We start from the raw sequence: 15,497 nt of genomic DNA on the forward strand, positions 1-15,497 counted from the left end.
CTCTCGTTAGGAAAGATCACCATGACCTCCCGCATCACCTTCCGCGAAGGCCAGGCCCGGCAGGGCGCGGCGCTGCGCGACATCGCCGAGCGGGTTCGAGCCCTGCTCGACGGGCCGGGCGCCGCCCTCGTGCGCGGCGCCCGCAAGCCGCTGTTCACCGGCATCGGCGCCTCCCACGCGGCGCTGGCGGTGCCGGTCGAGCTGCTGCGCTCGCACGGGATCGCCGCCCAGCGCGTCCTGGCGCCCGAGATCGGGCCGGGCGGGGCGGGCTTCGACTGCGACCTGGTGATCGGCGTCTCCCAGAGCGGACGCAGCTCGGAGACCGTCGAGGCGTTCCGGCGGCTGGACGGGATCGCGCGCGTCGCCGTGCTCAACGTGACCGGGTCGCCGCTGGCCGAGCTGGCGGAGGCCACCGTGGACCTGGGCGACCGGCCCGACTCCTACGCCTCCACGATCGGCTACACGGGCACGATCGTCGCCCTCGACCTGCTGGCCACCGCCATCGCCGGGTCCATCGCCGGGTCCATCGCCGGGGGAGACCCGTGGGACGGGATCGAGGCCGCCGTCGGCCGCACGCGCGAGCAGGCCGCGAGCGTCCTGGCGCCCGTGGTGGCGCGCGCCGCCGGGTGCGTGGCGGCGGACGCGGTCGGCGCGGGACCGTCCCGGGCCAGCGCCGAGGAGGCCGCCCTGCTGCTGCGCGAGGTCGCCCGCATGCCCGCCGCCGCCTCCGTCACCCGCAACTACCTGCACGGCGAGATGGAGTCGGCCGGCCACACCCTGCACCTGGTGCTCGGCGACGGCCGCGAGGTGGAACTGGCCGCCTCTCTGGCGGGCGCGGGCCATTTGACGGTGCTGGTGACCTCGCGTGCCGTACGGCAGGCCGAGAACCTGGCCGTCGTCCGGCTCACCCCGGAAACCCCGGCGGAGCGCGTGGTCCTGGAGACTGTCGTCATCCAGGAACTGGTGGCCGCCCTCGCCGACGAGCGCGGCATCCCCATCGAGTCCTTCGTCTTCGCCAACGACGACACCAAGGAGGGCGGCGTGGACCCCGCCGACTTCGCCATCGCCTCGCCGGAGCTCCCGCGATGACCCCGCCGCTCGTGGCCGGGATCGACGTCGGCGGCACCAAGACCCACGTACGGCTGACCGCCGGCGACCTCGTCGTGCACGACGAGGTCGTCTCCTCCGGCGGCTGGTCGGCCACCCCCGTCGAGCCGGCCGCCGCCTGGCTGGCCCGGCTGCTGCCCTCCGGCGCCCGGCCAGCGGCGCTGGCCGTCGGGGCACACGGCTGCGAGGAACGCGAACACTGCCTGCGGCTCCAGAAGGCGCTCCAGCACCGCCTGGAGCCGCCCGTGCTCGTGGTCAACGACGCCGAACTGCTCGTCCCGGCGGCCGGGCTGGAGCAGGGCATCGCGCTGATCGCCGGCACCGGCGCCATCGCCGTGGCCACCGGCGGCGACGAACTGCTGCGGGCGGGCGGCTGGGGATGGGTGCTGTCCGACGACGGCAGCGCCTCCGCGCTGGTGCGGGAGGCGGCCCGCGCCGTGCTCGCCCGCGCCGACGCCGGCCACGGCCCCGACGCCCTCGGCCGGTTGCTGCTGGAGTCGACGGGCTCGCCCGGCATCGCCGCCCTCGCACACACGCTGAGCTGGGGCGACGGCCCTGAGCACTGGGGACGCCACGCGCCCGCCGTGGTGGCGGCGGCCGAGGCCGGTTCCGCCGACGCCCGGCGGGTGCTCGACCAGGGCGCCCGCGCCCTGGCCGCCCTCGTGCGGACCCTGACCGGGCGCGGCGCCCGCGGACCGGTCGTGGCCGCGGGCGGTCTGGTCACCCACGTGCCCGCCTACTGGGACTCCGTGCGCCGGGCGCTGGACGACCTGGTGCCGGGCACGCGGGCACTGCTGCTGGACCGGCCCCCGGTCGAGGGCGCGGTCGCCCTGGCCCGCCGCCTGGTCCCGTAGGCCTACAGGTGCCTGCCCCACCAGTCGAGGATCGTCTCGAACCGTGCCACGCGGTGGCTGGGCAGGCCGGTCCGCGACATCTCGTGGCCCTCGCCGGGGACCAGCAGCATCTCGGTCTCGACGCCGCGCAGCCTGAGCTTGACGAACAACCGCTGCGCCTGCTCGACCGGGCACCGCCAGTCGTGCTCGGAGTGGATGATCAGGAACGGCATCTCGATGCGGTCGGCGTGCGTCAGCGGGCTCTGCTCGGCCCATCCCTCGGGCTCGCCGTACAGGTCGAACGCGAACGACCAGCCGATGTCGCTGCTGCCGTGGAAGCTGTCGATCGCGTTGACCGCCCGCTCGCTGATGGCCGCCTTGAACCTGTCGCCGTGGTGGGCGGCCAGCCAGGTGGTCATGAAGCCGCCGTGCGAGCCGCCCAGGACACCGGCACGCGAGCCGTCCAGGTCGTCGCGGGTCAGCGCCTCGTCGAGCAGGGCGAGCAGGTCGACCGCCGAACGGCGGCCGACGTCGCCCTTGATCGCCCTGCCGTGCTCCTGGCCGTACCCGGAGGAGCCGCGCGGGTTGCCCATCACGACGGCGTACCCGGCCCCGGCGTAGACCTGGGCCTCGTCGAACACGGTCCAGCCGTACTGCGCGAACGGCCCGCCGTGGATCATCAGCAGCACCGGGTGCGGCCCCTCGCCCTCGGGGCGGACCAGCCAGCCGTGCACCGGATAGCCGTCAGGGGCGGTCGTGACGATCTCCTCGAGCGGCAGCACGTCCAGGCCGGAGGCGAACGCCGTCAGCGTGGTCTCCTTGCCGTCGCGCACCGCGACCAGCTCGCCGCCGCTCAACGGGTCGCTCACGGCCGCCACCGTCGTGCCCTTCGCGTGCGCGAAGCCGGTGACCTGGCGCCGTCCCTCGACGACCGCCTCGGGCTCGCCTCCGCCGTACGGCACCAGCAGCAGGTCGACCGCGCCCCGGTTCTCCACGGCGCACAGCACCCCCTCGGGCGTCGGCACCGGCGCGCCCGTCACCTGCAGGCGCTCGGCGTCGGTGAGCCTGACCGGCTCCCGCGAGCCGTCGAGCGGCACCGACCACAGGCCCAGGTGCGAGGCGACCAGCGTGCGGCGGTTCTCGCCCGCGTCGGCGCCAAGGAAGCACAGCGTGCGGCCGTCGGGGGCGAAGCGCGGAGCCGCGACCGCCAGGTTCGTCCCGGTCACCTGGCGCAGCCCCGACCCGTCGGGCGCGCACACCCACACGTCGTTGACGAGCACGGCGTCGCCGCCGTCGTGCCGGGCCGCGGCGAACGCCAGCAGCGTGCCGTCCGGGCTCCACGCCACGCCGCCGTGGTCGGCGTCGCCCTCGGTGATCCGCGTGGCCTCGGCCGTGCCGCCGGCGGCGGCGAACGGGTCGGTCACGAACACGTGCGCGCGACGGTCGAGGACGAACCCGATGTTGTCGACGCGGTAGCGCAGGGTGGTGATGCGCCGGGGGCGCTCCTTGCCCGGCTCCGTCTCGCCGTACCTGCCCTCCTCCGGCACCCTCGCGACGAAGGCGACGCGCGTGGAGTCGGGACTCCAGCAGATCTGCGACACGCCCAGCGGCTGGTCGGTGACCCGCCAGGGCTCGCCGCCCGCCGTGGGCATCACGTGCAGCTGCGGCTTGGCGCCCTTCCCGCCGCGCACGAACGCCAGCCACGCGCCGTCCGGGGAGTACACGGGCTCGCTGTCGTTCTGGCCCGCGGTGAGGCGGCGCGGGGCGCCCGATCCGTCGGCCGCGACCAGCCACAGACCGGCGTGGTACTCGTCGGCCTCCAGGTCGGGACGGCTCACGGCGACGACGGCGTGAGCTCCGTCGGGGGAGATCGCGGGGGTGCCCAGGGTGTGCAGGAGGGAGATGTCGGCAGGCTTCATACGGTCCTGCTTACCACGATCGTCCGCTTTGCCGGACCCGAGGAGGTGCCGGTGAGCCCCCCTTTACCGGCCGGAGGGCTTGATCGGCGGGCGACACGGAAAGGTCGCCGGGGGTGAAGGATCTTCCCACGGCCGACCTGGCCCGCCGGGCCGACCAGGTGCAGAAGGGCGGCGCCAGGGCCGCCGTGCTGGGCGTCAACGACGGCCTGGTCAGCGTGCTCTGCATCATCCTCGGCCTGGCGGGCGCGGGCGCCGGCGCCGCGGACGTCCGGCTCGCCGGCCTGGCCGGTCTCGTGGCCGGCGCCGTGTCGATGGCGGCGGGAGAGTGGATCTCCGTCACCGCCCAGGTGGAGCTGTTCAAGGGGGTCCTCACGGAGCTGCGCGGCTTCGTCCGCGACGCGCCGCAGGCCCTGACCGAGGAACTCGCCGGCGCGCTGCGCCGCTCCGGCTTCTCCGACCGTACGGCCCGCGCCGCCGCGGGTGAGGCGGCGCAGGACCAGGAACAGCTGTTCACCGTCTCCGCCCGCCGCATCGTCGGCATCGACCCCCACGAGCTCGGCTCACCCTGGACCGCGGCGCTCTCGTCGTTCGCCCTGTTCACGGTGGGCGGGCTCATCCCGTGCGTGCCGTGGTTCCTCGGCGGAGGTCCTGGCGCGGTGACGGCGTCCATCGCGGGCACCTGCCTGGCCGCCCTCGGCGTCGGCGCGGTCGTCGCCCGCTCCAGCGGGCGCAGCCTGGTGTACGGGGCCGTAAGGCAGCTGGCGATCGTGCTGATCGCCGCGGCGGTCACCTATTTCGCGGGCACGCTCGTGGGCTGAGGACGCGTATAAGCAGCCGTGTAGACGCCTTTCCTACAGTCGGCGATCAAGGGGGTCTCTTCGGTCCCCCTTCACGGCGAGAGGAGGGGCCGATGACGCGCGGTTACGAGTGGGGCTGAGATGACGTGCCCGCCGCCGCACCAGCGTGACGGAAGGAGCCACCCATGACCTGCGGATACGACTGGACCTGATCCGCGGGCGGCGCCGGTACCCAGCCGGCGCCGCCAACCTGGCCGATCAAGGGCGGCATCTCTCTTCCGGACGCGGGCTGCTCGGCATCCGCCGACTCTGGTAGGAATGGACGGATGCGCGTCAAGCCCCTGATCGCGGTCGTCCCCCTCGCCGCCGGACTCCTGGTGGCCGCCTCGGCCTCCCCGCCTGCCGCTGCCGCCGCGGCTCCGCCGAAGATCCCCGCCGGCACGGCCGCGGGATATGTGCTCTTCGACCGCCAGGCAGGCAAGATCATCGCCTTCCGCAACGTGCACAGGAAATTCCGCTCCGCCTCCCTCAGCAAGATCCTCATCGCCATCGACTTCCTGGAGCGCACCCCCAAGGTCACCCAGGCGGACGCCGGGCTGCTGCGCGTGATGTTGCGCTCCAGCGACGACTCGGCGGCCACGACGTTCTGGAACCGGGGCGGCAAGGGGAAGATCGTGGAGCGGATGGTGCGCAAGCTCCGCCTGGCCGACACCACGCCTCCTCCCGCCACCAAGCCCGGCTTCTGGGGCTACGTCACGCTCAGCGCGCATGACCTGGTGCTGACCTACCGCTACCTGCTCGACACGGCCAGGCCCGAGGTGCGCGACCTCATCCTCGGCCACCTCCGGCGGGCCACCAAGTGCGGGACGGACGGGTTCGACCAGTCGTTCGGCATCCCCGCCGCCGTCCCCCGGCCGTGGGCGGTCAAGCAGGGGTGGTCGGGCTTCGGCACGGTGCCCGCGGTGAAGTGCACGACAACGGCGACGAACCGCACGAGTAGGACGAGCACCGCGAGCACGACGAGTAGGACGGGCACGACGAGTAGGACGGGCACGACGAGTAGGACGAGCGCCATGAGCACGATGAGCGCCATGAGCACGATGAGCGCCATGAGCGCCATGAGCGCCACGAGCGGCCGGGCGGCGTGGCGGGCGTTGAGCGGTGGTCAGATGGCGGCCCAGCCCTCCACCATCACCGCCGTCGCCACCACGACCGGCGTGCCCGACCTGGGCAGGCCCGTGCTCCACACCAGCGGGCTCGTCGGCCCGAAGGAGCGCTACATCCTCGTCCTGCTCACCGCCCACCCGGCGGGCGGGCGCTGGAACGACTCGGTCAAGCGCACCAACCGCATCACCGCCGGCATCTACAAGGCCGCCATGTAGGCGGCGTAGACCTTCTTCGGCACGCACATGCGCCACGCCTCGACCACGAGCTCGCGCATCTCGGGCTCGTCGAGGGCCGCCATGCGCGCCTGCACCCACTGGTAGCGCAGGTCCCGCTCCTCGGGCATGAGGAACTTGTCGGGCTCGGCGGCGACCAGGGCCTCGCGTTCCTCCTTGGGGAAGCCGAACCCCATGATCGTCTCGTCGCGGGAGAAGGCGACGTAGACGATGCTGCCCACGCGGAACTTCACCCGGTCGCGGATGAGATGCTCGGAGGAGCGCGGCAACCTCGAGGCGAGGCGGCGCACGTCGTCGACGGTGACCATGCCGCGGACTCTAACGACCGCCGCCGACAGTTTCGCCCGCCCGGCCGCATACCGCCGATGACTAGCGCCGTTCACCCAGGGCAGCCGTCACGTATGAGAGTCGTCGTCGTGGGTGGATCGGGCAACGTCGGCACCAGCCTGATCGCCGCCCTGGAGCGGGACCCGGGCGTCACCGAGGTGGTGGGCCTGGCCAGGAGGGTGCCGACCTGGAACCCGGGTGCCAAGACCGTCTGGCGCCGGGCCGACGTGGCCGAGGCCGACTTCGCCGGGTTGTTCGCCGGCGCCGACGCCGTGGTGCACTTGGCCTGGCTGATGCAGCCGACCCGCGACCCGGTGGCCACGTGGCGTGCCAACGCGCTGGGCAGCGCGCGGGTGTTCCGCGCGGCGGCCGAGGCGAAGGTGCCCACGCTCGTCTACGCCTCGTCGATCGGCGCCTACTCGCCGGGCCCGAAGGACCGGGCGGTGGACGAGTCGTGGCCGGCGCACGGCTGGCCGAACGCGGCCTACGCCAGGGAGAAGGCCTACGTGGAGCGCCTGCTCGACTCCTTCGAGCGCGATCACCCGGACATGCGGGTGGTGCGCATGCGGCCGGGCTTCATCTTCAAGCGGGAGGCGGCCAGCCATCAGCGCCGCCTGTTCGCGGGGCCGTTCCTGCCGAACAAGCTGATCGGCGCGCTGCCGTTGGTGCCGGACGTGCCGGGCATGCGGCTGCAGGTGGTGCATGCCGACGACGCCGCGGAGGCCTACCGGCTGGCGTTGACGGCTGACGTCAGGGGGCCGGTGAATTTGGCGGCCGATCCGGTGCTGGGCGCGGCCGACCTGGCCTCGCTGCTGGACGCCCGCACGGTCAGGGTGCCCGCCTGGATGGCGCGCACCGCGCTCAGCGCCGCCTGGCGTGCCCGCCTGGTGCCCGCCTCGCCCGGCATGCTGGAGATGCTCCTGGGCCTGCCGGTCATGGACGTCACCAAGGCCAGGACCGAGCTCGGCTGGCAGGCGCGCCACAACGCGCTGGCCACCGTGCGCGAGCTCCTGGAGGGTCTGTACGGCGGAGCGGGCATGGACACCCCGCCGCTCGAAGCCCATCCCAGCAGGGTGAGTGAGTTGTCGACCGGCGTGGGCAGGAGGCCCTAGCAATCCAGTGAGCCCCGGGAAGCCATGGTCCGGGGCTCACCCGTCGTTCAGGGCTTGAGCAGCACCTTGATGGCGCCGTCGCGCTTCTTCTGGAACATCTCGTAGGCCTGGGGCGCCTCCGACAGCGGCATGCGGTGGGTGGCCAGGTCCATCACGCCGAGCGGGTCGGACTCGTCGAGCACGAGCGGCATCAGCGCCGGGATCCACCGTCTGACGTGGGCCTGTCCCATGCGCAGGGTGATGCCCTTGTCGAACATGCGCAGCAGCGGCATCGGGTCGGCCATGCCGCCGTAGACGCCGACGACGGAGACCGTTCCGCCCCGCCGTACGGCGTCGATGGACTCCAGGAGGGCGGCCAGCCGGTCGACGCCGGCGGTGCGCATCAGGGGCGCGGCGAGCGCGTCGGGCAGCAGCCCGGTGACCGCCTGGCCGAGCTTGGCGACGGGGGAGCCGTGCGCCTCCATGCCGACGGCGTCGATGACGGCGTCGGTGCCGCGGCCGCCGGTCAGGTCGCGCACCTTGTCGGCGACGGAGCCCGAGCGGGCGTCGATGACCTCGGCGCCGTGCCTGCGTGCCATCTCCAGCCGCTCCGGCACGCCGTCGACGGCGATGACGCGGTGGCCGCGGTGGCGGGCGACGCGGCAGCACATCTGCCCGATGGGGCCGAGGCCGAAGACGGTGACGCTGCCGGACTCGCCGAGCGAGCAGTACTCCACGGCCTGCCAGGCGGTCGGCAGCACGTCCGACAGGTAGACGAAGCGCTCGTCGTCGCCTTCTGCGGGCAGCGGGATCGGGCCGAACTGGGCCTGCGGCACGCGCAGGTACTCGGCCTGGCCGCCGGGCACCTGGCCGTACAGCTTGGTGTAGCCGAACAGCGCCGCGCCCGAGCCGTACTCCTTGACCTGGGTCGTCTCGCACTGGGCGTACAGCTCCTGCTGGCAGGGCACGCAGTGGCCGCAGGAGATGTTGAACGGGATCACCACCCGGTCGCCCGGCTTGATCTGCCCGACCTGGGAGCCGACCTCTTCGACGATGCCGATCGGCTCGTGCCCGAGGACGTCGCCCTCGCTCATGAAGGGGCCGAACAGCTCGTACAGGTGCAGGTCCGAGCCGCAGATCGCGGTCGTGGTGATCTTGACGATGGCGTCGGTGGGTTCCTTGATGACCGGGTCGGGCACCTCCTCGACCCTGACGTCGCGCTTGCCGTGCCAGGTGAGAGCTTTCACGATGTGCTCCTTGCGGCCGAGCGGAGTGAGCGGGCGAGGGTCGCGCCGTAGACGAGGTGGGCGGCGATCATGACCGCCTGCCGTCCTGGCCGGTCGCGGTGGGCGGGCGGCATCGCGCCGATGGCGGGCACCCAGCCCTGGTAGGAGGCCAGCCAGATGGCCATGCCGTAGCCGGCGCCGAGCCAGGTGGGCACGCCGTGCCCGCGTGACAGGGTGCTGAGCAGCGCGCCTCCCGCGGCCCCGAATCCGAAGTGGCTCGCGATCGCCACCGGGGTCTCGCCCTGCCGGCCGAACAGGCGGCGGGCGACGCGCTTGGGCGGCTGCTCTCCCATGAGTCCGAGCTTGTCGCCCGCGAGCATCACGGTGCTCATCGCCGTCGTGGCCATGCCTCCGGCGGCGGCGCCTCGCAGCAGGTTGCGTATCATCCGACGCCCCTGCCCTGGTCTCCGGAGGCGAAACCGCTCGGCGCACGGGGGCGCCCGCTCGGCCGTTACACACGGTTACCGGATGTCGCGCGGGGGGAGGGCCCGGCACGTGAGTCTCTCCGCGATGGTGCTGGCGCTGACCATGACCGTCTCATACGGCCCGCAGAGCATGGACGTGCTGCCCGGCGACGGCGGCAGGCGTCCTGGAGTCTTCCTCGTGCACGGCGGCTGGTGGTCGGAGGGCGACAAGTCGGCGCTCGCCTCGGTCGCCCGCCGGTTCTCCGCGCTCGGTTACGCCGTCTTCAACCTCAACTACCGCCTGTCGGGAACCGCGCGCTGGCCCGCGCAGCGTGACGACACCATCGGCGCGATCGAGCACGCCCGGCGCAACGCCGCCCGCTACCGCTTCGACCCGTCCCGCTACGTGCTCGTCGGCTTCTCGGCCGGCGGCCATGTCGCCGCCTCCGTCGGGGTGGACGACAGGCGCCCGCCGGGCCTGCGCGGGGTGGTGGGTTTCTCGCCGGTCTCCTCGCCGCGGCTGGCCTATGACACCGGCGGACGGCTGGGACGCTCGGCCCGCGCCCTGGCGGGATGTTCGCCGCGCGTGTGCCCGCGCGTCTGGCGGAGCATGGAGGTGGCCGAGCACGCCGATCCCGGCGACCCGCCGATGCTGGCCTTCCACGCGGCCGGCGAGTTCGTGCCGCCGGCCCACAGCCTGCCGCTGCGCCCGCTGGCCGAGGTGCGGGTGCTGCCGGGCGCCGGCCACAGCACCCGGCTGTACGGCATGCGTTCGGTCTCCCGAGCTGCGGAGAAATGGATCAAATCCATTATATGATACAAAGCTTCTCGAAATATGGAAGATCCGATAGCGTCGTCCCATGACGTACACCCACGGGCACCACGAATCGGTCCTGCGCTCGCACCGCTGGCGCACGGCCGAGAACTCCGCCGCCTACCTGCTGCCGCACCTGAAGCCCGGCCACACGCTGCTCGACATCGGCAGCGGCCCCGGCACCATCACCGCGGACCTGGCGGGCCTGGTGGCGTCGGTGACCGCGTCGGAGGTCAAGGCGGAGGCCCTGGAGCTGGCCCGCGCCGAGATCGAGCGCCGGGGCGTGGGCAACGTGGAGTTCGAGGTGGCCGACGTGCACGCCCTCGACTACGCCGGCGGCAGCTTCGACGTGGTCCACGCCCACCAGGTGCTGCAGCACGTCCAGGACCCGGTGCGGGCGCTGCGCGAGATGGGCAGGGTGGCACGCGAGGTGGTCGCGGTGCGCGACAGCGACTACGCCGCCTTCGCCTGGTATCCGCTGCTGCCGGAGCTCGACGAGTGGATGGAGCTGTACCAGCGGACCGCGCGCGGCAACGGCGGCGAACCGGACGCCGGGCGGCGGCTGCTGGCCTGGGCGCGCGAGGCGGGCTTCACCGACGTGAGCGCCACCTCATCGACCTGGTGTTTCGCGACCCCAGAAGACCGGCAGTGGTGGGGCGGCATGTGGGCCGAGCGCATCGTGTCGTCGGACATGGCCAGGCAGGTCCTGGAACGCGGCCTGGCCACCGAGGCCGACCTGCGGCGCATCTCGGAGGGCTGGCTCATGTGGGCTCAGGACGAGGACGGCTGGTTGTCGATCCTGCACGGCGAGATCATCTGCCGAGTGTCCTGACACGCTGCCAGCGGGGGTCGTTGTAGAGGAAGGTCGGCACGTCGTCGATCAGCTCGTCGGGCGCGGAGACCATCACGATCTCGCCCCACTGCTGCAGCTGAAGGAGCACGTCGCGCACCCGCGGCCCGACCGGCAGCCGCCCGACCTGCAGGCTCAGGCCCCCGCGCACGGCGTCGGCGATCTCCGACAGGTGAAAGGGGCCGTCGAAGCCGGCGATCACGGTGCGGACCAGGCCGACGGTGATGACCTGCTCGGCCTCGGCGTGGGCGAGCTGCCAGTGGATCTGCTCGCGGCGCCGGCCGGTGCCGGCGCACGACGAGCAGCCCCGCAGCAGGCCGGGGGCGATCTCCTCCTGCTTGCCGCCCAGGCACACCGTGCACAGCCGGCTCTCGGCCGCGTGCACCTCGGCGGTCATGCGGTCGGCGAGGGACTGGCCGCACTCGCAGCCGTACGCCTCATCGCCGAGGAAGGCGCCGGACCGCCGGGTGATCACATGCATGGTCATAGACCCTACCCGTCGGCCAGCCCCCGGTGACGCCGCAGGGCCTTGCGGGCGGCCGCGGCCACCTTCGGGTCGGGGTGGCGCTCGACCAGCGTGAGCAGCACCTTCTCGGTGTCGGGGTGGCGGCCGAAGGCCAGGATGGCGATGCTCTCCGCCTGCTCCTCCGGCGCCATGCCCATGGCCATCGCCTCGACCACCTGCTCGCTGTCGCCGCCGTACTCCAGCAGCGAGGCGGCCATGTCGACCAGGACCCAGGCGATCTCCTCGGCCGACGACTCCCGCTCGGCGCCCAGCCGGGCGGCGACCAGGGCGCCCACGCGCGGGGTGGCGAGCAGGCCGCGCAACGCCTCGCGCCCGTCGTCGCCGAGTTCGGCGTCGAGCACCTGCAGGGCGACCGTACGGCCCAGCGGGCTGGCTCCGGCCGCGGCGGCGGCGATCTCCTCGGCGGCCTTGGCCCGGTCGCGCCCCGACAACCAGCCGGCCAGTTCCTCGCGCCGTTCGTCCTCGGCGTAGGAACGCAGTCCCTGCAGCAGGGTGGCCGCGTCCTTGCCGGCCAGCGAGCCGAAGACGGGCACCTGCTGGCCGGTGATGCTCGCGAAGACCCGGCGCGCGACCCACTTCCCGAGCGGCGTCAGCTCGCTCGCGCCACCGGCGGCCTCGGCCACCAGTCCCAGCTCGTCGAGGATCCCGGCCTCCACCGGCCGGGGCTCGCCCGACAGGAACAGCTCGGTCAGCGTCACCGCCTCCTCCTGGCTGCCCAGCTCGGCCGGGTGGACGGCGACGAAGCACACTTCCGACCACAGCCGCAGCACCTCCTCGGCGGAGCCGTCGCGCAGCACCTCCACCTCGCCGTCCGGCGTGTCGAGGCCGGTGCGGGCGGCCAGCTCGGCCGGCGCGCTCTGGTCGAGGAATCGCGCGGCCATCGGGGTGGCGCGCACGGCCGCGGCCAGCTCCGCGTCGCCGGGCAGGTGCAGCGGCGGGAGCAGAGGCATCGGCAGGTCGTCGAAGGAGTCCATCGGACCATCTTGGCGGAAAACAGGGTGACACCGAGACAGCCCCACGCTAGAGTCCCACGTGCCCGATTAGTCGAGTGAAAGGAGTAGATGCCATGCTTTGCCGCTTTGAGGCATCTAATGCCTCTAATTTCGCTTTTCGGAGGAAATGTGCTTTTCCGTCCCACGGTCGAGGCTGATCTCGACCGGCTGCTCGACGTCGTCGTCGACGAACCCGTCAGCTGGGCCCACCCCGAGCGTATCCGCGCCGAGCTGAAGCTGGGAAACTACCGGCCCGAGTGGATGTGGATCGCCGAGGACGACGGCGTCATCCTGGCCCGCGTCGTGTTCTGGGGCATGCCCGCCGACGCTGAGCCGTACTCCATCGACTGCCTGTCCGTGCACCCGTCGGTCGCCGACCGGGCCGGCCTGGCCGCCGAGCTGATGAGCGCCGCGATCGAGCGGCTCGGCACCAAGCCGGAATACCACCTGTTCCTGCCCAACGCGTGGCGTGAGCGGCCGGACGTCGCGGCCGCCGTCGCCTGGCGCGCGGAGGTCATGGCCAAGGTCGGCATCGCCCACCGGCTCGAACGTTTCCGCTACGAGTGGACCCCCGCCGCACCGGTGCCCGAGCCCTCGCGACGCCTGCTCTTCCGCCCCGAGCCCGACGACGAGGTCATGGCCGACGCCTTCCGCCGCGTGGCGCAGGGCACCCTGGACCACTCCACCCTCAAGGAGCTGGCCACCATGGACCCCGTCGCGCAGGCGCGCGGCGACGTGCGGATGTACCAGGACAACTTCCGCGGCGAGCGCGACTGGTGGCGCCTGGCCTTCACGCCCGACGGCGAGCTGGTGGGCCTGGCATTGCCCTCGGCCAACAACGGCGGGCCCATCGTCGGCTACATCGGCGTCGTGCCCGAGCACCGCGGCAAGGGCTACGTGAGCGAGCTGCTCGACGAGATCACCCGCTTCCACGCCGCCCGCGGCGCCGAGGTCGTGCGTGCCGACACCGACTTCGCCAACGTGCCGATGGCCAAGGCCTTCGAGCGGGCCGGATACGTCAACACCTCGGTGCGCCTGGTCCTGTCGGACGAGAGCTGAGCCGTTCGGGGCCCCGCCCGGCGAGGCCCCGAACAATTCGATGTTCACCGAAACGTTCCGGCTATAGCGTTTCGCCATGGATGTGGTCATCGAGAAGACCGACCGTCGCGCCCTGCTCGCGGCCGCGGTCACCGTGGTGTTGTGGGCGTCGGCGTTCGTGTCGATCCGTGCGGCCGTCGAGTCGTACTCAGCAGGAGCACTGGCCCTGGGGCGCCTGGTCGCCGGGACCGTGGCGCTGGTGGCGATCCTGCTGATCAGGCGCGAGGGGTGGCCGGCCCGCCAGGCCTGGCCCGGCATCGCCGTCTCGGGCGTGCTCTGGTTCGGCGTCTACATGGTGGCGCTCAACTGGGGTGAGACGCAGGTCGACGCCGGGACGGCCGCGATGGTGATCAATACCGGTCCGATGATGATCGCCCTGCTGGCCGGGTTCTTCCTCAAGGAGGGGTTCCCCCGGCCGTTGCTGATCGGCATGGCGGTGGCCTTCTGCGGCGCGGTGGTGGTCGGGATCTCTATGTCGGAAGGCGGCGCCGCCTCCATCCTCGGGGTGGTCGCCTGCCTGATCGCCGCCGCTTCCTGGGCGGTGGCGATCATGGTGCAGAAGCCGGCGCTCCAGCACGCCTCGGCGCTGCAGGTCACCACCTTCGGCTGCGCGATCGGCATGGTGGCCTGCCTGCCGTTCACCGGCCAGCTGATCGACGAGGCTGCGCGGGCGCCGCTTTCGGCCACGCTGAACGTGATCTACCTGGGGGTCTTCCCGACCGCGCTGGCCTTCACCACCTGGGCCTACGCCCTGGCCCGCACCACCGCCGGCCGCATGGGCGCCACGACGTACGTGGTGCCCGCGCTGGTGGTGCTGATGGCCTGGGTGGCGCTGGGGGAGGTGCCAGGCTGGCTCACCTTCGTCGGAGGGGCCCTGTGCCTCATCGGCGTGGCGATCTCCCGCCGCAAGTAGGCCGGTGCGGGTACGGCGGCGCGGGCCGTCCGGGCGGCGGACAGGCCGTTCGAGCGGGGGCCGCGCCGTTCGGGCCGGTCAGCGCTTGGCCTGCTCCGGCCGCTTGGCGCCGGTGATGGCCGTCAGCCACGCCACCAGGCGAGGCGTCACCCACGCCTGCCCGAGGATCAGCCGCAGCGTCAGCGGAAGGGCCGTGCGCCGGCGGCCCTTGCGCGTGGCGTTGACCAGCGCCCTGGCCACCTGCTCGGGCGTCACCTCGGGAATCAGCGCGCTGATCGTGGGGATACGCTCCTCCGACCCCGGGTTGCTGGCGAAGTAGTCGCTCGACACCTTGCCCGGCAGCACCTCGGTCACCCCGACCCCGGTGCCCCGCAGGTCGGCCTGGAGCGCCTGGACCAGGCCGCGCAGCGCCCATCGCGCCGCCGCGTACCCGAACGCGCCGGGCCAGGCCACGCGTGACACGGGGGAGTTGACCACCACGATGCGCCCGCTGCCCCGCCGTACCATGTCGGCCGCGAACGCGGTCGTCACGTAACCCGCCGCCAGGTACGGCACGGCGGCCTGGCGGAGGAAGTCGTGCGGCGTGGTCTCGTCGGCGAACTGCCAGGTGCCGGCGCCGGCGTTGTTGACGATCACGTCGGGCGTGCCGAGCTCGGACCTGACCCTCGCGGCCATCGCCACCACCGCGTCGGGATCGCCCAGATCGGCCGGATAGACCCAGGCGAGCTCACCGATCTCCAGGGCCAGAGCCTTGAGGCGCTCCTCGCGCCGTGCCACCAGAGCCACCTTCGCGCCCGCGCGGGCGAACTCGCGGGCGGTCGCCTCGCCGATGCCGGACGAGGCCCCGGTGATCAGCACGACCTTGTTCCACAATTCCACGGCGAACTCCCGAGGCGACAGGTGATGGTAGCCGCCTCATGCTAGCCGCGATCACGCACCCGCATTGACCTCGGCTCTCGTGCCCGGCGCCGGTCCTCGGGCGAGGGTCACCCGAGGTTGACATCTCCGTTTCTTGGTTTCACCGTCGTAAGACGGGCATATATGGGGCTGACATTCGCCCAGATGCATCCGTAGTATCCGAAATATCCGGAGCGTTGGGGGCTTCACGTGGCGGGACGTGGCTCGAGTGTGGTAGTGAAC

The 15,497-nt window shown here is 72.7% G+C and carries 16 protein-coding genes; 9 read left to right on the top strand and 7 right to left on the bottom strand.

All coding sequences use genetic code 11. The features are described from left to right. Nucleotides 1-21: 21 nt before the first annotated feature. A complete protein-coding gene (locus HNR30_RS37630; RefSeq protein ID WP_181614901.1) occupies nt 22-1,089 on the top strand; it encodes an SIS domain-containing protein in 1,068 nt (355 codons plus the stop codon). After that, nucleotides 1,086-1,961 (top strand): N-acetylglucosamine kinase, encoded by an 876-nt coding sequence (locus HNR30_RS37635; RefSeq protein ID WP_181614902.1) that lies wholly within the window; start codon nt 1,086-1,088, stop codon nt 1,959-1,961. Before HNR30_RS37630 ends, HNR30_RS37635 begins: the two co-directional genes overlap by 4 nt. 2 nt (nt 1,962-1,963) lie before the next feature. Here the strand turns inward: HNR30_RS37635 and HNR30_RS37640 are convergent, their stop codons facing one another. Continuing rightward, nucleotides 1,964-3,859 carry a S9 family peptidase gene (locus tag HNR30_RS37640; protein ID WP_181614903.1) on the bottom strand — a complete coding sequence of 632 codons (1,896 nt, stop codon included), beginning with the start codon at nt 3,857-3,859 and terminating at the stop codon, nt 1,964-1,966. Between the two features lie 113 nt (nt 3,860-3,972). On the opposite strand from HNR30_RS37640, the gene HNR30_RS37645 reads away from it, so the two are divergent. Next, on the top strand, nt 3,973-4,677 hold the full coding sequence (locus HNR30_RS37645) for a VIT1/CCC1 transporter family protein (protein ID WP_181614904.1): 705 nt from the start codon (nt 3,973-3,975) through the stop codon (nt 4,675-4,677). A gap of 305 nt (nt 4,678-4,982) precedes the next feature. Continuing rightward, nucleotides 4,983-6,038, top strand: coding sequence for a hypothetical protein (locus HNR30_RS37650; protein WP_181614905.1), 1,056 nt, complete (start codon nt 4,983-4,985; stop codon nt 6,036-6,038). Here HNR30_RS37650 and HNR30_RS37655 read toward each other — a convergent pair. Then, entirely contained in the window at nt 6,020-6,364 is a 345-nt protein-coding gene (locus tag HNR30_RS37655) for an MmcQ/YjbR family DNA-binding protein (RefSeq protein WP_181614906.1), read from the bottom strand. The genes HNR30_RS37650 and HNR30_RS37655 overlap by 19 nt on opposite strands. A 93-nt stretch (nt 6,365-6,457) precedes the next feature. Between HNR30_RS37655 and HNR30_RS37660 the strand changes: the two genes are divergently transcribed. After that, nucleotides 6,458-7,495, top strand: a complete 1,038-nt coding sequence (locus tag HNR30_RS37660) for an NAD-dependent epimerase/dehydratase family protein (RefSeq protein ID WP_181614907.1) — start codon at nt 6,458-6,460, stop codon at nt 7,493-7,495. Nucleotides 7,496-7,542: 47 nt separating this feature from the next. Here HNR30_RS37660 and HNR30_RS37665 read toward each other — a convergent pair whose 3' ends face one another. Both HNR30_RS37665 and HNR30_RS37670 read right to left on the bottom strand, forming a co-directional pair. Further along, complete coding sequence (locus tag HNR30_RS37665) at nt 7,543-8,721, bottom strand: zinc-dependent alcohol dehydrogenase (RefSeq protein ID WP_181614908.1); 1,179 nt, start codon at nt 8,719-8,721, stop codon at nt 7,543-7,545. Beyond that, a complete protein-coding gene (locus HNR30_RS37670) occupies nt 8,718-9,146 on the bottom strand; it encodes a DUF6789 family protein (RefSeq protein ID WP_181614909.1) in 429 nt (142 codons plus the stop codon). Before HNR30_RS37670 ends, HNR30_RS37665 begins: the two co-directional genes overlap by 4 nt. A gap of 109 nt (nt 9,147-9,255) precedes the next feature. Here HNR30_RS37670 and HNR30_RS37675 point away from each other — a divergent pair, with 109 nt between their 5' ends. After that, nucleotides 9,256-9,981, top strand: a complete 726-nt coding sequence (locus HNR30_RS37675) for an alpha/beta hydrolase (protein ID WP_181614910.1) — start codon at nt 9,256-9,258, stop codon at nt 9,979-9,981. 43 nt (nt 9,982-10,024) lie between these two features. Then, nucleotides 10,025-10,810, top strand: a complete 786-nt coding sequence (locus HNR30_RS37680; RefSeq protein WP_181614911.1) for a class I SAM-dependent methyltransferase — start codon at nt 10,025-10,027, stop codon at nt 10,808-10,810. Here the strand turns inward: HNR30_RS37680 and HNR30_RS37685 are convergent. Both HNR30_RS37685 and HNR30_RS37690 read right to left on the bottom strand, forming a co-directional pair. Then, nucleotides 10,791-11,309 (bottom strand): hypothetical protein, encoded by a 519-nt coding sequence (locus HNR30_RS37685; protein ID WP_246380018.1) that lies wholly within the window; start codon nt 11,307-11,309, stop codon nt 10,791-10,793. The genes HNR30_RS37680 and HNR30_RS37685 overlap by 20 nt on opposite strands. Nucleotides 11,310-11,320: 11 nt before the next feature. Continuing rightward, nucleotides 11,321-12,328: a hypothetical protein gene (locus HNR30_RS37690; protein ID WP_181614913.1), complete on the bottom strand. Its 1,008-nt coding sequence runs from the start codon at nt 12,326-12,328 to the stop codon at nt 11,321-11,323. Between the two features lie 147 nt (nt 12,329-12,475). Between HNR30_RS37690 and HNR30_RS50445 the strand changes: the two genes are divergently transcribed. Continuing rightward, nucleotides 12,476-13,405 (top strand): GNAT family N-acetyltransferase, encoded by a 930-nt coding sequence (locus HNR30_RS50445; protein WP_220134445.1) that lies wholly within the window; start codon nt 12,476-12,478, stop codon nt 13,403-13,405. Nucleotides 13,406-13,481: 76 nt separating this feature from the next. Then, nucleotides 13,482-14,357 carry a DMT family transporter gene (locus tag HNR30_RS37700; protein ID WP_181614915.1) on the top strand — a complete coding sequence of 292 codons (876 nt, stop codon included), beginning with the start codon at nt 13,482-13,484 and terminating at the stop codon, nt 14,355-14,357. 78 nt (nt 14,358-14,435) lie between these two features. On the opposite strand, the gene HNR30_RS37705 is transcribed toward HNR30_RS37700, so the two are convergent. After that, nucleotides 14,436-15,236: an SDR family NAD(P)-dependent oxidoreductase gene (locus tag HNR30_RS37705; RefSeq protein ID WP_181614916.1), complete on the bottom strand. Its 801-nt coding sequence runs from the start codon at nt 15,234-15,236 to the stop codon at nt 14,436-14,438. Nucleotides 15,237-15,497: the final 261 nt, after the last annotated feature.

It is taken from the genome of Nonomuraea soli (genome assembly GCF_013761175.1).
GTDB classification, from domain to species: domain Bacteria; phylum Actinomycetota; class Actinomycetes; order Streptosporangiales; family Streptosporangiaceae; genus Nonomuraea; species Nonomuraea soli.

Excerpts from the sequence above, each read along its gene's own strand:
- HNR30_RS37660 (WP_181614907.1), top strand. The coding sequence starts at position 6,458 with ATGAGAGTCGTCGTCGTGGGTGGATCGGGCAACGTCGGCACCAGCCTG.
- HNR30_RS37690 (WP_181614913.1), bottom strand. The coding sequence starts at position 12,328 with ATGGACTCCTTCGACGACCTGCCGATGCCTCTGCTCCCGCCGCTGCAC.
- HNR30_RS37640 (WP_181614903.1), bottom strand. The coding sequence starts at position 3,859 with ATGAAGCCTGCCGACATCTCCCTCCTGCACACCCTGGGCACCCCCGCG.
- HNR30_RS37670 (WP_181614909.1), bottom strand. The coding sequence starts at position 9,146 with ATGATACGCAACCTGCTGCGAGGCGCCGCCGCCGGAGGCATGGCCACG.
- HNR30_RS37680 (WP_181614911.1), top strand. The coding sequence starts at position 10,025 with ATGACGTACACCCACGGGCACCACGAATCGGTCCTGCGCTCGCACCGC.
- HNR30_RS37700 (WP_181614915.1), top strand. The coding sequence starts at position 13,482 with ATGGATGTGGTCATCGAGAAGACCGACCGTCGCGCCCTGCTCGCGGCC.
- HNR30_RS37685 (WP_246380018.1), bottom strand. The coding sequence starts at position 11,309 with ATGCATGTGATCACCCGGCGGTCCGGCGCCTTCCTCGGCGATGAGGCG.
- HNR30_RS37635 (WP_181614902.1), top strand. The coding sequence starts at position 1,086 with ATGACCCCGCCGCTCGTGGCCGGGATCGACGTCGGCGGCACCAAGACC.
- HNR30_RS37650 (WP_181614905.1), top strand. The coding sequence starts at position 4,983 with ATGCGCGTCAAGCCCCTGATCGCGGTCGTCCCCCTCGCCGCCGGACTC.
- HNR30_RS37655 (WP_181614906.1), bottom strand. The coding sequence starts at position 6,364 with ATGGTCACCGTCGACGACGTGCGCCGCCTCGCCTCGAGGTTGCCGCGC.
- HNR30_RS37630 (WP_181614901.1), top strand. The coding sequence starts at position 22 with ATGACCTCCCGCATCACCTTCCGCGAAGGCCAGGCCCGGCAGGGCGCG.